Source organism: Streptomyces phaeofaciens (assembly GCF_014648915.1).
Lineage (GTDB): Bacteria > Actinomycetota > Actinomycetes > Streptomycetales > Streptomycetaceae > Streptomyces > Streptomyces phaeofaciens.
Map to the genome: position 1 here is coordinate 80,744 of NZ_BMSA01000024.1, position 20,356 is coordinate 101,099.

21 protein-coding genes are annotated in these 20,356 nt (G+C 73.4%); 9 read left to right on the forward strand and 12 right to left on the reverse strand.

Annotated elements, in window-relative coordinates; translation table 11 throughout:
• Positions 1 to 70: 70 nt before the first annotated feature.
• The 3 genes from IE275_RS32995 (at position 71) to IE275_RS33005 (ending at position 2,916) form a co-directional block, all read left to right on the forward strand.
• Positions 71 to 1,123, forward strand: a complete 1,053-nt coding sequence (locus IE275_RS32995; RefSeq protein ID WP_189715984.1) for an aminotransferase class V-fold PLP-dependent enzyme — start codon at positions 71 to 73, stop codon at positions 1,121 to 1,123.
• Between the two features lie 145 nt (positions 1,124 to 1,268).
• Positions 1,269 to 1,826, forward strand: a complete 558-nt coding sequence (locus tag IE275_RS33000; RefSeq protein WP_229870807.1) for an RNA polymerase sigma factor — start codon at positions 1,269 to 1,271, stop codon at positions 1,824 to 1,826.
• A 25-nt stretch (positions 1,827 to 1,851) separates the two neighbouring features.
• Entirely contained in the window at positions 1,852 to 2,916 is a 1,065-nt protein-coding gene (locus IE275_RS33005) for a maleylpyruvate isomerase family mycothiol-dependent enzyme (RefSeq protein ID WP_189715988.1), read from the forward strand.
• Between the two features lie 36 nt (positions 2,917 to 2,952).
• Here the strand turns inward: IE275_RS33005 and thpD are convergent, their stop codons facing one another.
• The 6 genes from thpD to IE275_RS33035 form a co-directional block, all read right to left on the reverse strand.
• On the reverse strand, positions 2,953 to 3,846 hold the full coding sequence (gene thpD, locus IE275_RS33010) for an ectoine hydroxylase (RefSeq protein WP_189715990.1): 894 nt from the start codon (positions 3,844 to 3,846) through the stop codon (positions 2,953 to 2,955).
• A 4-nt stretch (positions 3,847 to 3,850) separates the two neighbouring features.
• Complete coding sequence (locus IE275_RS33015; RefSeq protein ID WP_189715992.1) at positions 3,851 to 4,255, reverse strand: ectoine synthase; 405 nt, start codon at positions 4,253 to 4,255, stop codon at positions 3,851 to 3,853.
• A 46-nt stretch (positions 4,256 to 4,301) separates the two neighbouring features.
• Entirely contained in the window at positions 4,302 to 5,573 is a 1,272-nt protein-coding gene (gene ectB / locus IE275_RS33020; protein WP_189715994.1) for a diaminobutyrate--2-oxoglutarate transaminase, read from the reverse strand.
• Between the two features lie 11 nt (positions 5,574 to 5,584).
• Positions 5,585 to 6,100 (reverse strand): diaminobutyrate acetyltransferase, encoded by a 516-nt coding sequence (ectA, locus tag IE275_RS33025; protein ID WP_189715996.1) that lies wholly within the window; start codon positions 6,098 to 6,100, stop codon positions 5,585 to 5,587.
• 258 nt (positions 6,101 to 6,358) lie between these two features.
• Positions 6,359 to 6,886 (reverse strand): DinB family protein, encoded by a 528-nt coding sequence (locus IE275_RS33030; RefSeq protein WP_189715998.1) that lies wholly within the window; start codon positions 6,884 to 6,886, stop codon positions 6,359 to 6,361.
• 115 nt (positions 6,887 to 7,001) lie between these two features.
• The gene (locus IE275_RS33035) at positions 7,002 to 8,102 is read right to left on the reverse strand and encodes a pyridoxal-phosphate-dependent aminotransferase family protein (RefSeq protein ID WP_189716000.1); all 1,101 of its coding nucleotides are present in this window, start codon (positions 8,100 to 8,102) and stop codon (positions 7,002 to 7,004) included.
• Between the two features lie 186 nt (positions 8,103 to 8,288).
• Here IE275_RS33035 and IE275_RS33040 point away from each other — a divergent pair, with 186 nt between their 5' ends.
• The 5 genes from IE275_RS33040 to IE275_RS33060 all read left to right on the forward strand — a co-directional run bounded on the left by IE275_RS33040 (position 8,289) and on the right by IE275_RS33060 (position 13,169).
• Positions 8,289 to 9,146: an ABC transporter substrate-binding protein gene (locus tag IE275_RS33040; RefSeq protein ID WP_189716002.1), complete on the forward strand. Its 858-nt coding sequence runs from the start codon at positions 8,289 to 8,291 to the stop codon at positions 9,144 to 9,146.
• Between the two features lie 4 nt (positions 9,147 to 9,150).
• The gene (locus IE275_RS33045; RefSeq protein WP_189716004.1) at positions 9,151 to 9,984 is read left to right on the forward strand and encodes an amino acid ABC transporter permease; all 834 of its coding nucleotides are present in this window, start codon (positions 9,151 to 9,153) and stop codon (positions 9,982 to 9,984) included.
• Complete coding sequence (locus IE275_RS33050; protein WP_189716006.1) at positions 9,981 to 10,784, forward strand: amino acid ABC transporter ATP-binding protein; 804 nt, start codon at positions 9,981 to 9,983, stop codon at positions 10,782 to 10,784. The genes IE275_RS33045 and IE275_RS33050 overlap by 4 nt, the downstream gene beginning before the upstream one ends.
• 13 nt (positions 10,785 to 10,797) lie before the next feature.
• Positions 10,798 to 11,889 carry an amidohydrolase family protein gene (locus IE275_RS33055; RefSeq protein ID WP_189716011.1) on the forward strand — a complete coding sequence of 364 codons (1,092 nt, stop codon included), beginning with the start codon at positions 10,798 to 10,800 and terminating at the stop codon, positions 11,887 to 11,889.
• A gap of 320 nt (positions 11,890 to 12,209) precedes the next feature.
• Entirely contained in the window at positions 12,210 to 13,169 is a 960-nt protein-coding gene (locus tag IE275_RS33060) for an SCO1860 family LAETG-anchored protein (protein WP_189716013.1), read from the forward strand.
• Positions 13,170 to 13,222: 53 nt separating this feature from the next.
• On the opposite strand, the gene cobC is transcribed toward IE275_RS33060, so the two are convergent.
• From cobC to cobM, 6 genes are read right to left on the reverse strand one after another with little or no spacing between them, the layout of a single operon-like run.
• Positions 13,223 to 14,284, reverse strand: a complete 1,062-nt coding sequence (gene cobC / locus IE275_RS33065; protein ID WP_189716015.1) for an Rv2231c family histidinol phosphate aminotransferase CobC — start codon at positions 14,282 to 14,284, stop codon at positions 13,223 to 13,225.
• A complete protein-coding gene (locus tag IE275_RS33070; protein WP_189716017.1) occupies positions 14,274 to 15,209 on the reverse strand; it encodes a sirohydrochlorin chelatase in 936 nt (311 codons plus the stop codon). The genes cobC and IE275_RS33070 overlap by 11 nt, the downstream gene beginning before the upstream one ends.
• On the reverse strand, positions 15,206 to 15,793 hold the full coding sequence (locus tag IE275_RS33075; protein WP_189716019.1) for a precorrin-8X methylmutase: 588 nt from the start codon (positions 15,791 to 15,793) through the stop codon (positions 15,206 to 15,208). The genes IE275_RS33070 and IE275_RS33075 overlap by 4 nt, the downstream gene beginning before the upstream one ends.
• Positions 15,790 to 17,472 (reverse strand): precorrin-3B C(17)-methyltransferase, encoded by a 1,683-nt coding sequence (gene cobJ / locus IE275_RS33080; RefSeq protein WP_189716021.1) that lies wholly within the window; start codon positions 17,470 to 17,472, stop codon positions 15,790 to 15,792. Before cobJ ends, IE275_RS33075 begins: the two co-directional genes overlap by 4 nt.
• Entirely contained in the window at positions 17,469 to 18,719 is a 1,251-nt protein-coding gene (gene cbiE / locus IE275_RS33085) for a precorrin-6y C5,15-methyltransferase (decarboxylating) subunit CbiE (RefSeq protein WP_189716023.1), read from the reverse strand. The genes cobJ and cbiE overlap by 4 nt, the downstream gene beginning before the upstream one ends.
• Complete coding sequence (cobM, locus tag IE275_RS33090; RefSeq protein WP_189716025.1) at positions 18,716 to 19,534, reverse strand: precorrin-4 C(11)-methyltransferase; 819 nt, start codon at positions 19,532 to 19,534, stop codon at positions 18,716 to 18,718. The genes cbiE and cobM overlap by 4 nt, the downstream gene beginning before the upstream one ends.
• Positions 19,535 to 19,621: 87 nt before the next feature.
• On the opposite strand from cobM, the gene IE275_RS33095 reads away from it, so the two are divergent.
• Entirely contained in the window at positions 19,622 to 20,350 is a 729-nt protein-coding gene (locus IE275_RS33095; RefSeq protein WP_189716027.1) for a ZIP family metal transporter, read from the forward strand.
• Positions 20,351 to 20,356: the final 6 nt, after the last annotated feature.

Below are 20,356 nucleotides of genomic sequence, written 5' to 3' on the forward strand. Positions count from 1 at the left end.
AGCGTTCCTTAGGGAAACCGCGTAACAATCGGCAATGGACTTCGACTTCTCCCGGCCCCAGAGTGGACCCATGGAGACCTTCGAGAGCCTCGTCCGAGCCGAGTTCGCCCCGAAGAACACCTATCTCAACACCGCGAGCAACGGGCTGCTGCCGGCCCGCGCCGTCACGGCCCTGCACGAGGCCGTACGGCTGCGGGCCGAGGGCCGGCCGCTGACCCCGCTGTACGCCGACGTGGAGGCGGCCCGCGCCTCCTTCGCCCGGCTGGCCGGCGTCCCGGCCGAGCGGGTGGCGGCCGGGGCCTCGGTCGCCGCCCACACCGGGGTGATCGCCGCCTCGCTGCCCCCGGGCGCCGAGGTCCTCACCGCCGAGGACGACTTCACCTCCGTACTGACCCCGTTCCACCTGCGCGGCGACCTCAAGGTGCGCGCCGTGCCCCTGGAACGGATCCCCGAGTCCGTCCGCCCGGGCACCGCGCTCGTCGCGGTCAGCGCGGCGCAGTCCGCCGACGGACGGCTCGCCGACCTGCCCGCACTGCGCGAGGCGGCCCGCGAACACGGCGCCCGTACCTACGTCGACTTCTCCCAGGGCGCCGGCTGGCTGCCGATCGACGCCGGCGCGTACGACTACACGGCCACGGTCTGCTTCAAGTGGCTGCTCGGCCCGCACGGGGCGGCCTTCCTCGTCGTCCCGGAGGACTTCGGCGGGCTCACACCGGTACTGGCCGGCTGGGTCGCCGGCGAGCGGCCCTGGGACAGCTGCTACGGCCCCGTGACCGAACTCGCCCACTCCGCCCGGCGGTTCGACCTCACCCACGCCCTCTTCACCTTCGCCGGACTGCGCCCCGCTCTCGAACTCGTCGAGGAACTCGGCCCGGACGCCATCCGCGCCCACGACCTCGCCCTCGCCGAACGCTTCCGCGCCGGGCTCGCCGGCCTCGGCCACGAACCGGTCCCCGCCCCCGGCTCCGCCATCGTCTCCGTCCCCGGACTCGGGCACCGCCAGGGCGAGTTGAGCGCGGCGGGCATCGAGGTCTCCGACCGCGCCGGCAACCTGCGCGCCTCCTTCCACCTCTACAACACGCCCGCCGACGTGGACCGCCTGCTGGACGTGCTCGGGAACTGAGAACCACTGGCGCCGACGGTCCGGGGCCGCTAGGAAGGCACCAGGGGTGGTGGTGCCGGTGGATTCCACGGACACGGACACGGACACAGTCACGAACACGAACGCGGACCCGAACGCGAACACGAACAGGGCGACGGACACGGAGCTGCACCGGCGGCTGGTCTACGGGGACGGGTCCGCCCTGGCCGAGGCGTACACCGCCTACGGCACCCTCGTGCGCCGGGTCGCCCTGCGCGTCACCCGCAGCCCGGCCGCCGCCGAGGACGTCGCCCAGGAGGTCTTCGCCCACCTGTGGACCAGGCCGTACGCCTTCGACACGGGCCGCGGCACCCTGCGCACCTGGCTGTCGATGCTCGCGCACCGGCGGGCCGTGGACTGGGTGCGCGGCGAGGCCCGGCACCGCAAGGACGCACGCGCCGACGACACCGCGCTGCACACCATCGCGGACGCCGCGCCCGGCCCCGACGAGACGGTCGTCGCGCGCGAACGCTCCCTGCTGCTGCACACCGCGCTCGCCGGACTCCCCGAGCGCCAGCGGGAGGTGGTGCACCTCGCCTACTTCGCGGGCCGCACCTACCGGCAGGCCGCCGCCGAACTCGGCATCCCCGAGGGCACCGCCAAGACCCGGCTGCGCACCGCCCTGCGCACCTTGGCCGAAACTTTGGCCGACCCACCCGACGCACCGGGCGAAACGGGCGCATGATGGCCCCGAGAGGAGGAAGCACACGGTGACCCCCGAACACGACGCCCTGCGGGACCTCCTGGCCGCCTGGGCCTTCGACGCGGTGACCCCCACGGAGGCGGCCGCGGTCTCCCACCACCTCGGCGACTGCCCGGAGTGCGAGGCGGAGGCGGAACGCCTGCGTGACGTGGTCCGCCTGCTGGACGACCCCTCCGCCGAACCGGCCGAGCCGGAGCCGTCCGACGACGACCCCCTCACCGCCCTGTTCGCCGGCCCCCGCCCCGGCCGGCGCCGGCCCCGGCCCGCCGCCGCCCCGGTGGCCGCCCACGCCGCGCCCTACGCCGGGGCCGTCGCCGCGCTCGGCGCGCTGCTGCCCGAGGTGTACGGGCGGTGGGGGTACGACCGGTGGAGCGTGCCGGTCGTGCACGACTGGGACGTCCACGCGACGCTCGCCCATCTCATCGCGGCCGACGAGCAGCTGGCCCTCGCGCTCGGTGTCGCGGCAAGGGTACCGGCCTCCCCGGCCTCCGCGGCGGCGGAGGGCGCCGCGGGCGCGGGCTGGGAGGAGGCGTGGAACCGGCGTACGGCCGATGTCATCCTGCACGAGCGCCGCCGGTCGCCGGAGCGGACCCGGGCGTCCTGGGAGGCCCAGTCGGCCGCGCTGCTCGCCACGCCCGAGGCGCGGGATCCCGAACGGGCCGCGCGGGCCGTGGAGCTGATGGGCCTGCGGCTGCCGGTCACCGACCACTTCGCCGTCCGCGCCTTCGAGACCTGGATCCACACCGACGACATCGGCCGCGCCCTCGGGATCGCCGTCCCGCCACCGCCCGCCGCCCATCTGGAGCGGCTGGTCCGGCTGGCCGTCCGGATCCTCGGCACGGCCCTGGGGCCCGCGGCGGCACCCGTCCGCTTCTCCGTCACCGGCGTCGGCGAGTGGCTCCTGGGCTCCGACGCCGACCCGGTGCGCGCCGAACTCGCCCTGGACCCGGTCGACTTCTGCCTGCTGGCCGGCGGCCGGTACGCCCCCGGCGAGGTCCCGTGCGTGGGCACGGGCGACGCCGGGACCGTACGCGAGGTCCTGGAGCGCACCGCGGCGCTGGCGTGGCTGTGACCACGGCGACGCGGCGGTGCGCTCCGGCCGGAGCGCTCACCTGACCGGTGTGAAGTCCCGCGCGCCGATGAACTCCGGCCGGCGCACCGGCGCCGCGAACGGCTCCACCGCCGCGTTCTCCACGCTGTTGAACACGATGAACACGTTGCTGCGCGGGAACGGCGTGATGTTGTCCCCGGAGCCGTGCATGCAGTTGCAGTCGAACCAGGTCGCCGAGCCGGCCGGGCCGGTGAACAGCCGGATGCCGTGCTCGTCGGCAAGCCCGGTCAGCGCGGCATCCGACGGCGTGCCCGCGTCCTGCATCTGGAGCGACTTCTTGTAGTTGTCCTTCGGCGTCGCCCCGGCGCAGCCGAGGAACGTCCGGTGCGAGCCCGGCATGATCATCAGGCCGCCGTTGGTGTCGAGGTTCTCGGTGAGCGCGATCGACACGGACACCGTCCGCATCCCCGGCAGCCCGTCCTCCGCGTGCCAGGTCTCGAAGTCGGAGTGCCAGTAGAAGCCGCCGGCCCCGAAGCCCGGCTTGACGTTGATCCGCGACTGGTGGACGTACACGTCCGAGCCGAGGATCTGCCGGGCCCGCCCGACGACCCGCTCGTCCCGCACCAGGGCGGCGAACACGGGACTCAGCCGGTGCACCTCGAACACGGACCGGATCTCCTGGGAGCGCGGCTCCACGATCGACCGCGCGTCGGCCCGGAGCCCCTCGTCGGCGATCATCCGCTCCAGCTCACGCCGGCAGACGGCCACCTCGTCGTCGCTGATCAGCTGCTCGACGGTGAGGAAGCCGTCGCGCTCGTAGGCCTGGAGATCGGGTGCAGGGATCGGGCCCGGGGTGCTGGGGGAGCCCCAGAGCACGGGGTCCTGGCGGGGGACGGTCACCTCGGTGGTGCCGCGGGTGGGATAGAGATCGGTGACGGTGACGGTGGTCATGCGGTCACACCTCCTCGGGTTCGGTGAGCAGGGGGTAGACGCCGTTCTCGTCGTGGTCCTCCCGTCCGGTCACCGGCGGGTTGAACACGCACAGACAGCGGAAGTCCTCCAGGACGCGCAGCGTGTGCCGCTCGTGTCCGTCGAGGAGGTACATGGTCCCGGGAGTGATCGCGAACGTCCTCCCGGTCTCGTGGTCGGTGAGTTCGGCGGCTCCCTCGACGCAGACCACGGCCTCGATGTGGTTCGCGTACCACATCGACGTCTCGGTGCCCTTGTACAGAATCGTTTCGTGCAGGGAGAACCCCACCCGTTCCCGGGCGAGCACGATCCGCTTGCTCTCCCAGGTGCCGGACGCGGACCGCACATGGCGGTCGGTGCCCTCGATGTCCTTGAACGAACGGACGATCACGGCGTCCCCTCTCGGTCGGAGGTCGGAGGTCGGAGGTCGGAGGCGGTCAGACGGTCTCGCGGACGGCCCGGGCCAGCACGCTCAGGCCCTCGTCCAGCTCCTCGGGGGTCACGGTCAGGGCCGGCAGCAGCTTGACGACCTCGCTCTCCGGGCCGGACGTCTCGATCAGCAGCCCGAGGTCGAAGGCGCGGCGGGCGACCCTCCCGGCCCGCTCCTTGTCGTGGAACTCCAGCCCCCACACCAGCCCGCGGCCCCGGTACTCCTTCACATCGGCGAGGTTCTCCTCGGTGATCGAGATCAGCCCCTCCTCGATCTGCTCGCCGCGCGCCCGGGTCTGCTTCTCCATGGCCGACCCGTCGGTCCAGTACGTCTCCAGCGCGGCCGTGGCGGTGACGAACGCGGGGTTGTTGCCGCGGAAGGTGCCGTTGTGCTCACCCGGCTCCCACACGTCCAGCTCCGGCCGGAACAGGCAGAGGGACAGGGGCAGTCCGTAGCCGCTGATGGACTTGGACACGGTGACGATGTCGGGGACGATCCCGGCCTCCTCGAAGGAGAAGAACGCCCCGGTGCGGCCGCAGCCCATCTGGATGTCGTCGACGATCAGCAGCATGTCCTGCCGCTCGCACAGCTCCTTGAGGGCGCGCAGCCACTCGGGCCGGGCCACGTTGATCCCGCCCTCGCCCTGCACGGTCTCCACGATCACGGCGGCCGGCTTGTTGAGGCCGGACCCCTGGTCCTCGAGCAGCCGCTCGAACCACAGGAAGTCGGGGACGGTGCCCTCGAAGTAGTTGTCGAACGGCATGGGCGTGCCGTGCACCAGCGGAACACCGGCGCCGGCCCGTTTGAAGGCGTTGCCGGTCACGGCGAGCGAGCCGAGGGACATCCCGTGGAAGGCGTTGGTGAAGGACACGATCGCCTCGCGCCCCTTGACCTTCCGGGCAAGTTTCAGCGCGGCCTCCACCGCGTTGGTCCCGGTCGGCCCCGGGAACATGACCTTGTACGGCAGATCGCGCGGGCGCAGCACCAGATCCTGGAAGGTCCGCAGGAAGGCCCGTTTGGCCACGGTCGACATGTCGAGTCCGTGGGTGACTCCGTCGCGCAGCAGATAGTCGATCAACGCCCGTTTCAGTACGGGGTTGTTGTGGCCGTAGTTGAGTGATCCGGCACCGGCGAAGAAGTCGAGGTACCGGTGGCCGTCCTCGTCGTACATCAGGCTGCCCTGCGCGCGGTCGAAGACGGTGGGCCAGGCGCGGCAGTAGCTGCGTACCTCGGATTCGAGGGTCTCGAAGACGCTGAGGTCGGGCTGGGTGATGGTCACGGGGTCGCTCCTCAACTCGAAGGGGTCGTCAACGGGCCTATGCGGTACAGGACTTCGGGGTCGTGCGGGCCGTCCGGGAACAGTCCCGCACCGAACAGGACCTCCCGGGTGACGGTGGCCCCGTGCCGGACGGCGTAGGAGGTGAACAGCCGCTCGGAGGCGGTGTTGCCGGGGGTGATGGTGGTCTCGACGGTGGTGAGCGCGCGGTCGGCGGCGAGCCGCGCGGTCAGCCCGTCGAGCAGCGCGGCGGCGAGACCGCGGCCGCGGTGCGCGGCGTCGACGGCCACCTGCCAGACCAGCAGGGTGTGCGGGGCGTCCGGCCGGACGTACCCGGTGACGAAACCGACCGGTTCGCCGTCCTCCGCGCGCGCCACCGCCGAGGTGGCGGCGAAGTCGCGGCACCACAGCAGATAGCTGTAGGAGGAGTTCAGATCGAGCGTTCCGGATTCCTTGGCGATACGCCAGATGGCGGGTCCGTCCGCCACCGACGGGAGGTCGATACGCAGGTCTGCTTGTGCGGCAGTCATGCGGAAGGAACTTACCCAGCGAAATTCAATGCCGCATGGAGAGGCGGTGGTGATTCCGTGATGCAGCCGAGGCAGGGGGAAGTTATGTACGGTTTTGCACCGCACATAAGGTACATAAAGTCGCTTCTGTGGAATGGATCACGTAGCGAGAATCGGCTGGAAAATCCCCGCGTTTAGCGAGGGGGAAAGCGGGCAGGAGAACTTGGGAAAGCTGGCCTGTGAAATAAGCGGAAAGTAATTACCGAAATACTCGTGAATTCAGGTGCCGGTCACCCCGTCGATACGCTCCCGGAGAATGTCGGCGTGACCGTTGTGCCGGGCGTACTCCTCGATCAGATGGACGAGGATCCAGCGCAGGCTGACCTCGGTACCGGTCAGCGGGCCGTCGACGATGCGTCCGGTGTCGTCGAGCGAGTGCCCGGCGATCAGTTCACGGCCGCGCGCGATCTCGTGCCGCCAGACGGTCAGCGCCTCGTCCAGCCCCCGCCCGGCGTCGAGGGCGTACCCGGTCCTCTCCTCGAAGACCGGGGGCGCGTCCAGGCGCGCGAACACCCGCTGGAACCAGTTGCGTTCCACCTCGGCGAGATGCTGGACCAGTCCGAGCAGGGTCAGTGCGGACGGCTCGGCGGAGGCCCGCCGCAGCTGCCCGTCGTCCAGCCCCGCGCACTTCAGTTCCAGCGTGGCCCGGTGATACGCGAGCCAGCTCTCCAGCATGGGGCGCTCCGCGCCCGTCAGGGGAGGGACGGGCCGGCCGTCGGGAAGGCGCTGGGGCGTCTCGGCAGTCATACGGGGAGCATGCCAGGGCCCGCCGGTCCGCCCGCCGGTTTCGGCCCCGGCCGGATCCCCCGACCGCGTCCCGCCGTTCGGCCCTTCCTCCGCCCGGAGTCCCGGTCCCCGCGGCTCACCGCCAGGCGGCGTCCGCCGCGTGGAGTGCGGCCGGCAGGTCCACCGGCAGGCCCCGCTCGGCGAGGGCCGCGCCCAGGGCCGTCAGGGCGCCGCGGACCGTGCCCGGGGCGGCGGCCGGGCCGTAGTGGTTGACGCGGATCATCTCCGCGGCCAGCCTCCCGCCGCCCGCGGCCAGCGGGAGGGTGGGGTCCGCCGCCAGCGCGCGGGCCACCAGGTCCGACGCCGGCACACCCGACGGCGTCCGCAGGGTCGTGGCGACCGGCGCCGCGTCCCTCGCCTCGTACACGTACGGCTCCAGGCCCCCGCCCAGCGCCACCGTCCCCGCGCGGGTCGCCGCCGCGGCGGACGCGTGGCGGGCCATCACCGTCTCCGGCCCCTCCGACTCGATCCGCTCGACGCACGCCTCCAGCGCCAGCATCTCCAGCTGCGCCGGCGCGTGCAGCAGCGCCTTGCGCCCGCCGTCCACCCAGCGCTCCTTCCAGTCCAGGAGGGAGAGATACGAGCGGCGCGGGGCCCTCGGGTTCGCGGCCATCCGCGCCCACGCCCGCTCGCTCACCGACACCGCCGACACGCCCGCGGGCCCGCCCATCGCCTTCTGCGCGCCGATCACGCACAGGTCCACGCCCCACGCGTCCGGCAGCACCGGCTCGGCGCCGACCGAGGCCACGGCGTCCAGATAGAACAGGGCGCCCTGCTCCCGCACCGCCTCGCCGATCTCCGCGACCGGGTTGGTGTTGCCGGTGGCCGCCTCGGCGTGCACCAGGGAGACGAAGTCGATCTCCGGGTGCTCGGTGAACGCCGCCCGGATCTGCGCGGCCGTCACCGCCGTGTGGAAGGGCACCGCCAGATCGATCACCGTGGCACCGCAGTCCCGCAGCCAGTCCCCGAAGGTCTGCCCGTAGGGGCCGGTGATGACGTTGAGGGCCGTCGTCCCGGGGCCGGCGGTCGCCCGGATCGCGCCCTCCAGCGGCAGCAGCGCCTCGCCCTGCATGATCACGACGTCCTGCGCGGTGTCCAGCAGCCGCGCCACGCGGTCCTCGACCGACGCGAAGTGCGCGGCGCTCAGCGGGGCCAGGTCCAGGAACGGGTGTGTCACGACGGTGCTCTCTTCGACTCACGGGGTAGAGGTGACGAGAGTATCCGCCCGCACCCCGACCCCTCGGACCGGTGACTTCCCAGGTCCAACGGCTCCGCAACCATCGGTTTGGTTTGAGAGTCTCAAACTTCTCCTTATAATCGGAACCCCCAGTTCATCTCGTCCCCCTGAATAGGAAGGCCCGCCGTGAAGACGCTCCCCGGGCGACGGACCCGCGCCCTGGCCGCAGGCACCGCGACGGCCGCGCTGATGCTCGTGTCCGCCTGCACCTCCAGCGACGACGGAGGCAGCGGCTCCAAGACCGCCGCCGGCGGGGTCGAGCTGGCCAAGGCCGGCCAGCTCACCACCTGCACCCACCTGCCCTACCCGCCGTTCCAGTCGGAGATCGACGGCAAGGTGCAGGGCTTCGACGTGTCCCTGATCGACCTCGTCGCCGAGGACCTCGGCGTGAAGCAGGTGGTCCTCGACACCCCGTTCGAGAACTTCAAGACGGGTGCCTTCCTCAACTCCGGCGAGTGCGACGTGGCCGCGGCCGGCATGACCATCACCGAGGAACGCAAGAAGAACGTCGACTTCTCCGACCCGTACTTCGATGCCACCCAGGCCCTCCTGGTCGACAAGGACAGCGGCATCACCTCGCTCGCCGACGCCAAGGCCAAGGGCGTCAAGCTCGGCGCCCAGGCGCAGACCACCGGCGAGGACTACGCCAAGAAGCAGGGCTTCGACCCGGTCTCCTTCGAGTCCTCCGACGCCGTCCTCAACGGACTGCGCTCCGGCCAGGTCAAGGCCGTCGTCATCGACTACCCGGTGGTCCAGGGCTGGCTGAAGGACAAGGCCAACGCCGACGCCTTCGAGGTCGCCGACAACATCAACACCGGTGAGCAGTACGGCTTCACGGTGAAGAAGGGCAACACCGAGCTGCTCGCCGCCATCGACAAGGCGCTTGCCGAGGCCAAGGCGGACGGCACGTACAAGGAGATCTACGAGAAGTGGATCGGCCCGTACGACGCGTCCGCGGCCTCCCCGTCCGCGTCGGCGTCCTGACCTCATGACCGGGACGGACGTACCCCTCCAGCCGAAGAAGAAGGGCCTGACCCGGCGGCAGCGGCGCAGCCTCTCGCGCGGCGCGCAGTACGTGGTCTTCGTCGCGGTCGTGATCGGTGTCGCGGTCACGGCCGACTGGGGCCGGCTGAAGAACCAGTTCGCCCAGTGGGACATCGCCCGGGAGATGTTCCCGGACGTCATCACGCTGGCGCTCAAGAACACCGTGCTCTACACGCTGTCCGGCTTCGCCGTCGGACTCGTGCTCGGCATGGTGATCGCGCTGATGCGGCTGTCGTCGGTGGGCCCCTACCGCTGGTTCGCCGGTGTCTACATCGAGATCTTCCGCGGTCTGCCCGCCCTGCTGATCTTCATCTTCATCGGCGTGGCCGTGCCGCTCGCCTTCCCCGGCACGGAGATCGTCGGCGGCACCTACGGCAAGGTCGCCCTGGCGCTCGGCCTGGTGGCGGCCGCCTACATGGCGGAGACCATCCGGGCGGGCATCCAGGCCGTCCCCAAGGGGCAGATGGAGGCGGCCCGTTCGCTGGGCTTCTCGCCGGGCAGGGCGATGGTCTCGATCATCATCCCGCAGGCCTTCCGGATCATCCTCCCGCCGCTCACCAACGAACTGGTCCTGCTGTTCAAGGACTCCTCGCTGGTGCTGTTCCTCGGTGTCACCCTGGAGGAGCGCGAACTGTCCAAGTACGGCCGTGACCTGGCCAGCCAGACCGCCAACTCCACGCCGATCCTCGTCGCCGGCCTGTGCTACCTGCTGGTGACCATCCCGCTCGGCTTCGTCGTACGCCGCATGGAGACGAAGGCCCAGGAGGCCGTGAAATGAGCCGACCGGAGATCCAGGTCAAGGGCCTGCACAAGTCCTTCGGCGCCAACGAGGTGCTGCGCGGCATCGACCTGGAGATCGGCCAGGGCGAGGTCGTCTGCGTGATCGGCCCGTCCGGCTCGGGCAAGTCGACGCTGCTGCGGTGCGTGAACCTCCTGGAGGAGCCAACGAAGGGCCAGGTCTTCGTCGGCGGCACCGAGGTCACGGACCCGGACGTCGACATCGACGCCGTACGCCGCCGTATCGGCATGGTCTTCCAGCAGTTCAACCTCTTCCCGCACCTGACGGTGACCGAGAACCTCACGCTGCCGCAGCGCAGGGTGCTGCGCAGGGGCAAGGCGCAGGCCGCGAAGGTCGCCGCCGAGAACCTGTCCCGGGTGGGCCTGTCGGAGAAGGCGGACGCCTACCCCGCCTCCCTCTCCGGCGGCCAGCAGCAGCGCGTCGCGATCGCCCGCGCGCTCGCCATGGGCCCCGAGGTGATGCTGTTCGACGAGCCGACCTCGGCGCTCGACCCGGAGCTGGTCGGCGATGTCCTCGCCGTCATGCGCATGCTCGCGAACGAGGGCATGACGATGATGGTCGTCACCCATGAGATGACCTTCGCCCGCGAGGTCGCCGACCGGGTCGTCTTCATGGACGGCGGGGTGGTCGTCGAGGAGGGTGCCCCGGCCCGGGTCATCGGTGCGCCGGCCCACGAACGCACCCGCCACTTCCTCTCCCGCCTCCTCGACCCGGCCATGGCCCAGGTCGAGGAGGAGACCTCGGACCAGGTGGGCGGGGCGGACGGGACCGCTCACTAGTTAGGGTGCCCGCATGAGCGATCGCGCGGTGCTGCACGTGAAGGGACGGGTCCTCATCGGACCCGAGGACGTCCGCGACGAGGTGTGGGTCGTCGGGGGCCGGATCTGCCACGACCGTCCCGCCGACGCCCGCGACGTGCGGACCGTGCAGGGGTGGGCGCTGCCCGGACTGGTCGACGCCCACTGCCATGTGGGCCTCGGCGCGCACGGCCCGGTCGACGCGGACGTCGCGGAGAAGCAGGCACTGGCCGACCGCGAGGCCGGCACCCTGCTGATCCGCGACGCCGGCTCGCCCTCCGACACCCGCTGGGTGGACGACCGCGACGACCTGCCGAAGATCATCCGCGCGGGCCGGCACATCGCCCGCACCCGCCGCTACATCCGCGGCTACGCCCACGAGATCGAGCCCGACGACCTGGTCGCGTACGTCGCACAGGAGGCCCGGCGCGGCGACGGATGGGTCAAGCTGGTCGGCGACTGGATCGACCGCGAGATCGGCGACCTGGCCCCGAGCTGGCCCCGGGAGGCGGCCGAGGCGGCCATCGCCGAGGCCCACCGGCTGGGTGCCCGGGTCACCGCGCACTGCTTCGCCGAGAACTCCCTGCGCGACCTCGTCGAGGCCGGCATCGACTGCATCGAGCACGCCACGGGCCTCACCGAGGACCTGATCCCGCTGTTCGCCGAGCGCGGCGTCGCCATCGTCCCGACCCTCGTCAACATCGCGACCTTCCCGCGGCTCGCCGCCGGCGGCGAGGACCGGTTCCCCCGCTGGTCGGCCCATATGCGCCGACTCCACGAGCGCCGCTACGACACCGTCCGCTCCGCGTACGACGCCGGCCTGCCGGTCTTCGTCGGCACGGACGCCGGCGGCACCCTCCCGCACGGTCTGGTCGCCGCCGAGGTCGCCGAACTGGTCACCGCCGGCATCCCGCCCCGGGACGCCCTCGCGGCGGCCACCTGGGCCGCGCGCGCCTGGCTCGGCCGCCCCGGCCTGGACGAGGGCGCCCCCGCCGACCTCGTCGTCTACGACACCGACCCCCGCGCCGACGTCCGCGTCCTCGCGGCCCCGCGCCGGGTCGTGGTCAACGGACAGGTCATGGCCTGAGACCACCGCGCCACCGGGCGGCGCGCCGACCAGCGCCGCCGGCCACCGGCCGTGACGAAGGGCCGCTCCCGGCCACCGGCCGTGACGAAGGGCCGCCGCCGGCCGTTGTGCACCCCCGGTCACGCGCCGGTGCGCCGGGCCCGTGGATCCCCGTAACGGGTGGGGCTGCGGCGCATCCGGGGAACATCCGTGCCGTGGAATTCGAAAAGGTTCACGGAAACCCCACTTTGGGGTGAAGTCCGGTCGGATCGCTGACCGTTCACCCGTGGTGCGTAATTCTTGCCGGGTCCCAAGCACGTCTCTCTGGGGGTCCCACCACCTTGAACGGCAACCACTTCCGCATGCCCGCACGCCGTCTCGCCTCCGTGGCGGCGGCCACCGTCCTGGCCGCCGGTCCCGCGGCCCTGGCCGGCGCGGCTCCCGCCCAGGCGACCCCCGACGAGGGCAGCGCGAGCGCCGTCGTGCTGCGCACCGGGCTCGACGTGGCCCTGCTCAACAAGACGGTCGACGTCCCGCTCGCCGTCTCCCTCAACGAGGTGACCGCCCCGCAGAGCGCCGAGAAGACCGCCCTCACCGCCGAACTGGACGGCGTCGCCGGCGGAAAGCCGTTCAACGTCCTGCGCGCCGAGGTCGCCGAGGCCGAGGCGACCGTCGACGACACCAGGGCCGAGGCGTCCACCCGCCTCGCCCACGCCAAGGTGCACGTCCCGGGCCTGCCCCTGCTCTCCGTCGTCGAGATCGGCACGGTCACCTCCAGGGCGACCTGCGAGACCGGCGAGGCACCGGTCGCCGAGTCCAACCTGATCGGCTCGGTGACGGCCCTCGGCAAGAAGGTCTCGGTGAGCACCGGCGGCACCACCGAGGTGAAGGTGCCCGGCGTCGGCGAGGTCCGCCTCGACCTGTCGAAGCGCGAGACGACCACGCGCACGGCCGCCGCCACCGCCCTCGAACTCACCGTCTCCGTCAACCCGTCGAAGCTGAACGTCGCCGAGGTCACCGGCACCGTGACCCTCGCGCGGGCGACCTGCGAGACTCCCGCGGCACCCGCGAAGGAGGCGGCGCGGGGGACCGGCGAGGAGAGCGAGGAGGAGCCGGAGACGGCCTCCGAGGCGAGCGGCGCCGACCCGGCCGTCGACGTCAGGCCGCAGGGCGCCCAGGCCGAGGCCGACCTGGCCCGCACCGGCGGCACCTCCCTGACGCCGTACATCGCGGGCGGCGCGGTGGCCCTGCTGGCCGCCGGCGGGGGAGCGGTGGCCCTGGCCCGGCGCAGCCGCGGCTGACCCGGACCACGCCGTCCGCCGCCGCGACGGCACCCGCGAGAGGGTGCCGTCGCTCAGCGGTCCGCCAGCGTCATCGCCCGGTCCAGCGCCTGGAGGAACGAGTTGACCGTCGTCCGGTCCCGCACCGCCAGCCGCAGCCACTCCTCGCCCAGGCCCGGGAACGTGTCCCCGCGCCGCACCGCGAACCCCAGGTCACGCAGATGCCGGCGCACGGCCACCGCCCGCGGCAGCCGGACGAGCACGAAGGGGCCGTCGGCCGGTTCCGCGACCAGCAGTCCGTCCGGTGCGAACTCCCGCAGCCCGGCGATCAGATGAGCCCGGTCCGCGGCGACCCGGTGCGCCGCGTGCGCCGCCTCCGCCAGCGCGCGCGGCGACACGCACACCTCCGCCGCGGCCAGCGCCGGCGTGGACACCGGCCACAGCGGCTGCGCCCGCTCCAGCTCCGCGACCGTCTCCGGCGCGGCGAGCACGTACCCGATCCGCAGCCCCGCCAGCCCCCAGGTCTTCGTCAGGCTGCGCAGCACCACCAGACCCGGCACGTCCCGGCGGCCGGCGAGGGCCTCGCGCTCGCCGGGCACCGCGTCCATGAACGCCTCGTCGACCACCAGCGTCCGTCCCGCGCGGGCCAGCCGGGCGATCGTCTTCGCCGGGTGCAGCACCGAGGTGGGGTTCGTCGGGTTGCCGATCACCACCAGGTCGGCGTCCTCGGGGACGGCCGCCGGATCCAGCCGGAAACCGTCCTCGGCGCGCAGCACCACCCGGTCCACGCTGTGCCCGGCGTCCCGCAGCGCCGCCTCGGGCTCGGTGAACTGCGGGTGCACGACGACCGGCCGGCGCACCTTCAGGGCCCGCGCGAGCAGCACGAACGCCTCCGCCGCGCCGGCCGTCAGCAGCACCCGCTCCACCGGCAGCCCGTGCCGCGCCGCCACCGCCGCCCGCGCCGCCCGCCCGTCCGGGTAGGCGGCGAGACCGGCCAGCGACGCGGTGAGGTGCTCGCGCAGCCAGCGCGGGGGCGTGTCCGCGCGGACGTTCACGGCGAGGTCGACGAGCGCCGTGCCGCCGTCCCGCACCTCCGCGTCGCCGTGGTGGCGCAGGTCGGGCCCGTCAGTGCGCATGGGAGTGCGTGTGCCCGTGGTGGTGGCCGTGATGGTGCCCGTCGTGGTGTCCGTCGTCGTCCGGGTGGAAGTGCGGCTGCTGCGGCATGCCCACCTTGTCCTCGAAGCCGGGCAGCGCGATCCGGTACACGCACGAGTCGCAGTTCATCCGCAGATCGCCCTTGAGGGCCTCCTCGTAGCGCTCCATCACCAGGTCGAGCAGCTCCGGCTCGGGCCCGATGACGTCGGCCGAGCGCACCTCCACCTCGGGGTGCGCGGCCGCCCAGCCCTCGGTCTGCTGCCGCACCCGGTCCGGCAGGATGCCGGTGAACAGGAAGTAGGGCAGGACGACGATCCGCCGGGCCCCCAGCCGCACGCACCGGTCGAGTCCGCTCGGCACGTCCGGCGCGGCCAGCGACACGAACGCCGTCTCCACGCCCGCGTACCCGCGCCCCTCCCACAGCAGCCGGGCCGCCTTGTGGACCTCGGCGTTGGCGTCCGGGTCCGTCGACCCGCGCCCGACGAGCAGCACGGTGACGTCCGACCGGTCCTGCGGGCTGCGCCCGGCCGCGCCCAGCGCCTCGTCGAGCCGCCGCTCCAGGACGCTCAGCAGCGAGGGGTGCGGGCCCAGCGGACGGCCGTAGGTGTACGAGATTCCCGGGTGCCGTTCCTTCTCGCGGGAGAGCGCCGCCGGGATGTCCCCCTTGGCGTGCCCCGCGGACACCAGCATCAGCGGCACGGCGGCGAACCGGCGCACCCCCCGCTCCACCAGCTCGGCCACGGCCTCGCCCAGCGGCGGCGGGGACAGCTCGATGAAGCCGCCCGCGACGGGCAGTTCGGGGTGACGGCGGCCCAGCTCCCGGACGAAGTCGCGGAACGCCTCGGCTCCGGCGTCGTCGCGGGTGCCGTGGCCGGCGATGAGCAGGGCGGGCGGCGGGGTGGTCACGGTTTCTCCTCAGCGGGAACGGGGTGGTACAGCAGGGCGTTGAGCGCGGCGGCGGCGACCGCCGACCCGCCCTTCTCGGACACGTTGCTCACGGCGGGCAGCCCGCTCTCGCGGAGCGCGGCCTTCGACTCGGCCGCCCCCACGAAACCGACGGGCAGCCCGATGACGAGAGCGGGGGAGGCGTCGAGCGTCAGCAGCTCCTCCAGGGCGGTCGGCGCACAGCCGATCACCCAGAGCGCGCCGGGCCCGACCTGTTCGTACGCCAGCCGGATCGCGTGGGCCGAACGCGTCAGCCCCGGGCCGGACACGGCGTCCTTCAGCCGGCAGACGGTCTCGCGCCGGGTGATCCCGGCCGCGACCATCTCCACGTCCACGACGACGGGCGCCCCCGCGTGCAGCGCGCCGTGCGCCTTCGCCAGGTCGCCCTCGTCCAGGACGAGATCGCTCGCGTACTCCAGGTCCGCGGCGGAGTGGATGACCCGCTCCACCACCGCCCGGGTCAGCGGCGGGAACGCCGAGGTGTCCAGCCGGGCGCGCAGCCGCCGGAAGGACTCCTGCTCGATGGGGTGGACCACACGGTTCACTTGGGTTCCTCCTGCCAGCGGTAGCCGCGCGGCGTCACCATGCGCCCCGCGATGTTCCGGGTCGCCGTGTTGCCGACGGTCACGACCGTCATCATGTCCACCGTCGCCGGGTCCAGGCCCGTGAGCGTGGTCACCCGCGCGGTGCCGTCGGGGCGCGAGGCGTTGCGGACGACCCCGACGGGCGTGATGGGTTCCCGGTGCTCGGCGAGGATCGCCAGCGCCTTGGGCAGCTGCCAGTCACGGCCCCGGGAGCGGGGGTTGTAGAAGGTGACCACGAGGTCCGCCTCGGCCGCCGCCCGCACCCGCCGCTCGATGACCTCCCACGGCGTGTGCAGATCGGACAGGCTGATCGACACATGGTCGTGGCCGAGGGGCGCGCCGAGGAGCGCGGCGGCCGCGAGCGCGGCGGTCACGCCCGGCACCCCGACCACGTCGATGTCGTCGGACGCCTCGGCGAGCGCCGGGGAGGCCATGGCGTACACCCCGGCGTCCCCGCTGCCGATCAGCGCGACCGCGTGCCCCTGGCGGGCCTGCGCGACGGCCGTCCGCGCCCGCTCCTCCTCGGCACCGAGCCCCGACTCCAGGATCCGGGTGCCGGGCCGCAGCAGGTCGCGGATCTGGTCCACGTACTGGTCGAGGCCTACGAGCACGGAGGCGCGCCGCAGTTCGGCCTCGGCGCGCGGCGTGAGCAGGTCCCGCGCGCCGGGCCCGAGCCCGACCACCGCGAGCCGTCCGCGCCCCGGCCGCCGTACGACGGCACAGGTCGCCGTCGCGGGCACCCCGGCCGACTTCCGCTTGGGGACGAGGAGTTCGCCCCCGCGCACCAGCGCGGCGGCCTCCGCGACCGAGGGCGTGCCGACGGCGGCGAGCGGCGCGTCGGACGGGTTCGGCACCTCGACGCCGGCCAGCTCCCCGGCCGCGTACGTCACGAGAGGCACGCCGAGCCGTGCCGCGGCCGCCACGATGCCGGGCTCCTCCGCCTTGGCCTCGACCGTGGCCAGCTCGGCCACGCTGTGCGGGGACAGCCCCGCGTCCCGCAGGGCGCCCTCGATCATGCCGAGCACCTCCTCGGCCGGCGCCCCCCTGGACGCGCCGACGCCGACGACGAGGGACGGCGGCCGCAGCAGCACCTCCCCGGGAGCGGGCTCGACCGCGCGATCCGTGAGCCGCACGCGGTACGCGCCCTCTGCGGCGAACGGCACCGGCGGCAGCGGCCACGCCACCTCCGCGTCCAGCGCGACCGGCTCCCCGTCCAGCAGGGCCCGGCTCACCCCGGCGACATCGCCCTCCACCGGCAGGCCGAGGGTGTCGAGGCCGAGGATGCCGACGGCGTCCGTCGCCGTGGTCACCACCGGTGCGGCGCCCAGCACCCGGCCCACCTCCTCGGCGAGCGCGTTGGCGCCGCCGCCGTGCCCGCCGACCAGCGAGACGGCGAACCGCCCGCCCTCGTCGACACAGACCACACCGGGGTCGGACGCCTTGTCGCCGAGCAGCGGCGCGACGAGCCGGACGACGGCCCCCGTCGCCAGGAAGCACACGAGCTGCTCGCACTCCGCGAACGCCCGCCGCACGGCGTCCCCGACGGGACCTTCGTACACGCGCGTGCGGTCCGGCCACGCCGCGGCCAGCCGGCCTTGCGCCGCCGCCCCCGCCGCGGTGGCGGAAATGAGGCCGATCACAGAGCAACTCCTTCTCGAGAGACGGGGGTCGTGCCCCCGGGAGTCCGGGTCCCCCACAGCAGGAACACGGGATTGGTCGCGGCGAGCCGGGTCACGTCCCCGGGCAGCGGCGCGAGCCGTGACGACTGAAGCAGTACACCGCCGGCCTCGAAGCCGGCCTCGGTGAGCGCGGCCCGCACCGCCGGAACCCGGTCCAGGGCGGCCATCGCGACCACCACCGTCCGCCGGGCCCGCCGCGCGCAGGCGCCTACGACGGCGGGCAGCTTCCGTCCGCCGCCGCCGACGAACACGGCGTCCGGATCGTCGAGCCCGGCCAGCGCGTCCGGCGCCGTGCCGTGCACGACGTCCACGCAGACGCCGTGCGCGTGGGCGTTGGCGCGGATCCGCTCCACCCCGTCCGCGGCCTTCTCGACCGCGCTCACGGCGGCCCCGAGCCGCGCGCACTCCACGGCCACCGACCCCGATCCGGAGCCGACGTCCCAGACCAGGTCGCCGGGTCGCGGCCCGAGCCGGGCCAGGGCCAGCGCCCGCACCTCGAACTTGGTGATCATCGAGTCGCGGTGCGCGAAGTCGCCCTCGTCCAGCGCCCACCCGGCGGGCCCGGCACCGGCCCCGGCCAGCGTGCGCGCGGGACCGGGCGCCCGCGTCTCGTCCAGGCACAGGACGACGTTCACCGCCGTACCCCAGTCGCGCTCCGCGGCCTCGGCGGGGGAGACCCGCTCGATGCGCTCGCGCTCCGGATCGCCCAGCGCGGACGCCACCACGAGCACCCGCGCGCTCCGCCGGAGCGCCGCTCCCAGTTCGGCCGGCCCGGCGCCGGGCCCGGTCAGCACGGCGACCTTCGGATGTGCGCGGCAGACGTTGACGGCCGTCCGCGGATCCCGCCCGTGCGCGCTGACCACGACCGCGTCGTCCCAGGTCAGCCCCAGCCGGGCGAAGGCGGCGGCCACCGACGAGACCCCCGGCCGGACGTCCAGCCGGTGCGGCCCGAACCGCTCGGCCAGCGCCCGCACGATCCCGAAGAACCCCGGATCGCCCGACGCCAGCACCACCACCGGCCGGTCCTTGGAGTCGTACTCCTCGATGGCGTCGAGGGCGGGCGCCAGCGGCCCGAGCACGATCCGCCGGGCGCCCTCCGGCAGCCCCACGGCGTCCAGGTGCCGCCGGCCGCCGACGACCAGCTCGGCGCCGGCCAGCTCGTTTGGGCCGGGCGGGGCCCCGGTCCCCGTGCCGAAGACCGTGATCACGTACTGGCACCCCGCTCGCGCAGGGCCCGGCGGGCCTGGGGGTCGGCCTTGCGGTAGCCGTGGAAGTGGCCCGGGTGGTACAGGTGCGAGCGGGTGCCGCTGGCGTCCAGGGCCGGGCCGACCAGGAAGAGCGTGTGCTTCCAGAGCTTGTGCTCCTTCACCGTCTCCTCCAGCGTGCCGATCGTGCACCGCACGACCAGCTCCTCCGGCCAGGTCGCCTGGTAGGCGATCACGACGGGGGTGGCGGTCGGGTAGCCGCCCTCCAGCAGCTCCCGTACGAGCTGCCCGCTGCGGGCCGCCGACAGGAAGACCGCCATGGTCGTGCCGTGCTTGGCGAACTCCCGCACCTCCTCGCCGGGCGGCATCGGCGTCTTGCCGCCGCCCAGCCGGGTGAGGATCACGGACTGCGCGACCTCGGGGATGGTCAGCTCGCGCCCGGCGAGCGCGGCGACGGCCGAGAACGACGACACACCGGGCACGATCTCGGTCTCGACGCCCAGTTCCGCGCACCGGTCGAACTGCTCCTGCGTACCGCCCCACAGGGCGGGGTCCCCGGAGTGGATCCGGGCGACCCGCAGACCGTCCCGGCCGGCCCGCTCGTACACGGCCACGACGTCCTCCAGGGACATCGTCGCCGAGTCGAGGATCTCCGCACCCTCGCGCGCGTGCTCCAGGACCTCCGCCTGGACCAGGCTCGCGGCCCAGATCACCACGTCCGCCTCGGCGATGGCGCGCGCGGCGCGGAACGTCAGCAGGTCGGCGGCGCCGGGGCCGGCCCCGACGAAGGTCACCTTGCCGGTGGGGGCATCGGCCATGGGTTCGGGTCCTCTCATGCGTACGGGAAAAGGTCAGTGCGGGGCGCGGATGTGCGCGACCGGGGTCGGATCGGATACCAAGGGGCCATGGCGGTCCTCGTCGCGCTCGGCGCGTTCCTCATGACGCTGGCCGGCGGCTGGACGGCACAGCGTGTCACCGACCGCCGCCACCTGGTTCTCGGCCTGGCGGGCGGCCTGATGCTGGGCGTGGTCGGCCTCGATCTGCTGCCGGAGGCCCTGGAGGCGGCCGGCACGGAGGTCTTCGGCGTCCCGGCCGCGCTCCTGCTGTTCGTGGCCGGCTTCCTCGTGGCCCATCTGGTGGAACGTCTGCTCGCCGTCCGCCAGGCCGCGCACGGCGCCGACGAGCACCACGGCAGGACGCCCGAGGTGGGCCTGACGGCGGCCGCCGCGATGGTCGGCCACAGCGCCATGGACGGCGTGGCCATCGGGGCGGCCTTCCAGGTCGGCGACGGCATGGGGGTGGCCGTGGCCCTCGCCGTGATCGCGCACGACTTCGCGGACGGCTTCAACACGTACACGATCGCGAGCGTGTACGGGAACGCCCGCCGCAAGGCGCTGGCCATGCTGTTCGCGGACGCGGCGGCCCCGGTGCTCGGCGCGGCCTCGACGACCTTCTTCACCCTCCCCGAGCAGCTGCTCGGCGGCTATCTCGGCTTCTTCGGCGGCGCGCTGCTCTATCTGGCGGCCGCCGAGATCCTCCCCGAGGCCCACCACGAACACCCCGCCCGCTCGACCGTGCTGTGCACGATCGCGGGCGCCGCGTTCATCTGGCTGGTGGTGGGCCTGGCCGGCTGACGTCGG

Bases quoted from the DNA above. Each gene is read 5' to 3' on its own strand.
- IE275_RS32995 (WP_189715984.1), top strand. From the start codon at position 71: ATGGAGACCTTCGAGAGCCTCGTCCGAGCCGAGTTCGCCCCGAAGAAC.
- thpD (WP_189715990.1), bottom strand. From the start codon at position 3,846: ATGACCACCGTCACCGTCACCGATCTCTATCCCACCCGCGGCACCACC.
- ectA (WP_189715996.1), bottom strand. From the start codon at position 6,100: ATGACTGCCGCACAAGCAGACCTGCGTATCGACCTCCCGTCGGTGGCG.
- IE275_RS33030 (WP_189715998.1), bottom strand. From the start codon at position 6,886: ATGACTGCCGAGACGCCCCAGCGCCTTCCCGACGGCCGGCCCGTCCCT.
- IE275_RS33045 (WP_189716004.1), top strand. From the start codon at position 9,151: ATGACCGGGACGGACGTACCCCTCCAGCCGAAGAAGAAGGGCCTGACC.
- IE275_RS33050 (WP_189716006.1), top strand. From the start codon at position 9,981: ATGAGCCGACCGGAGATCCAGGTCAAGGGCCTGCACAAGTCCTTCGGC.
- IE275_RS33055 (WP_189716011.1), top strand. From the start codon at position 10,798: ATGAGCGATCGCGCGGTGCTGCACGTGAAGGGACGGGTCCTCATCGGA.
- cobC (WP_189716015.1), bottom strand. From the start codon at position 14,284: ATGCGCACTGACGGGCCCGACCTGCGCCACCACGGCGACGCGGAGGTG.
- cobM (WP_189716025.1), bottom strand. From the start codon at position 19,534: ATGGCCGATGCCCCCACCGGCAAGGTGACCTTCGTCGGGGCCGGCCCC.
- IE275_RS33095 (WP_189716027.1), top strand. From the start codon at position 19,622: ATGGCGGTCCTCGTCGCGCTCGGCGCGTTCCTCATGACGCTGGCCGGC.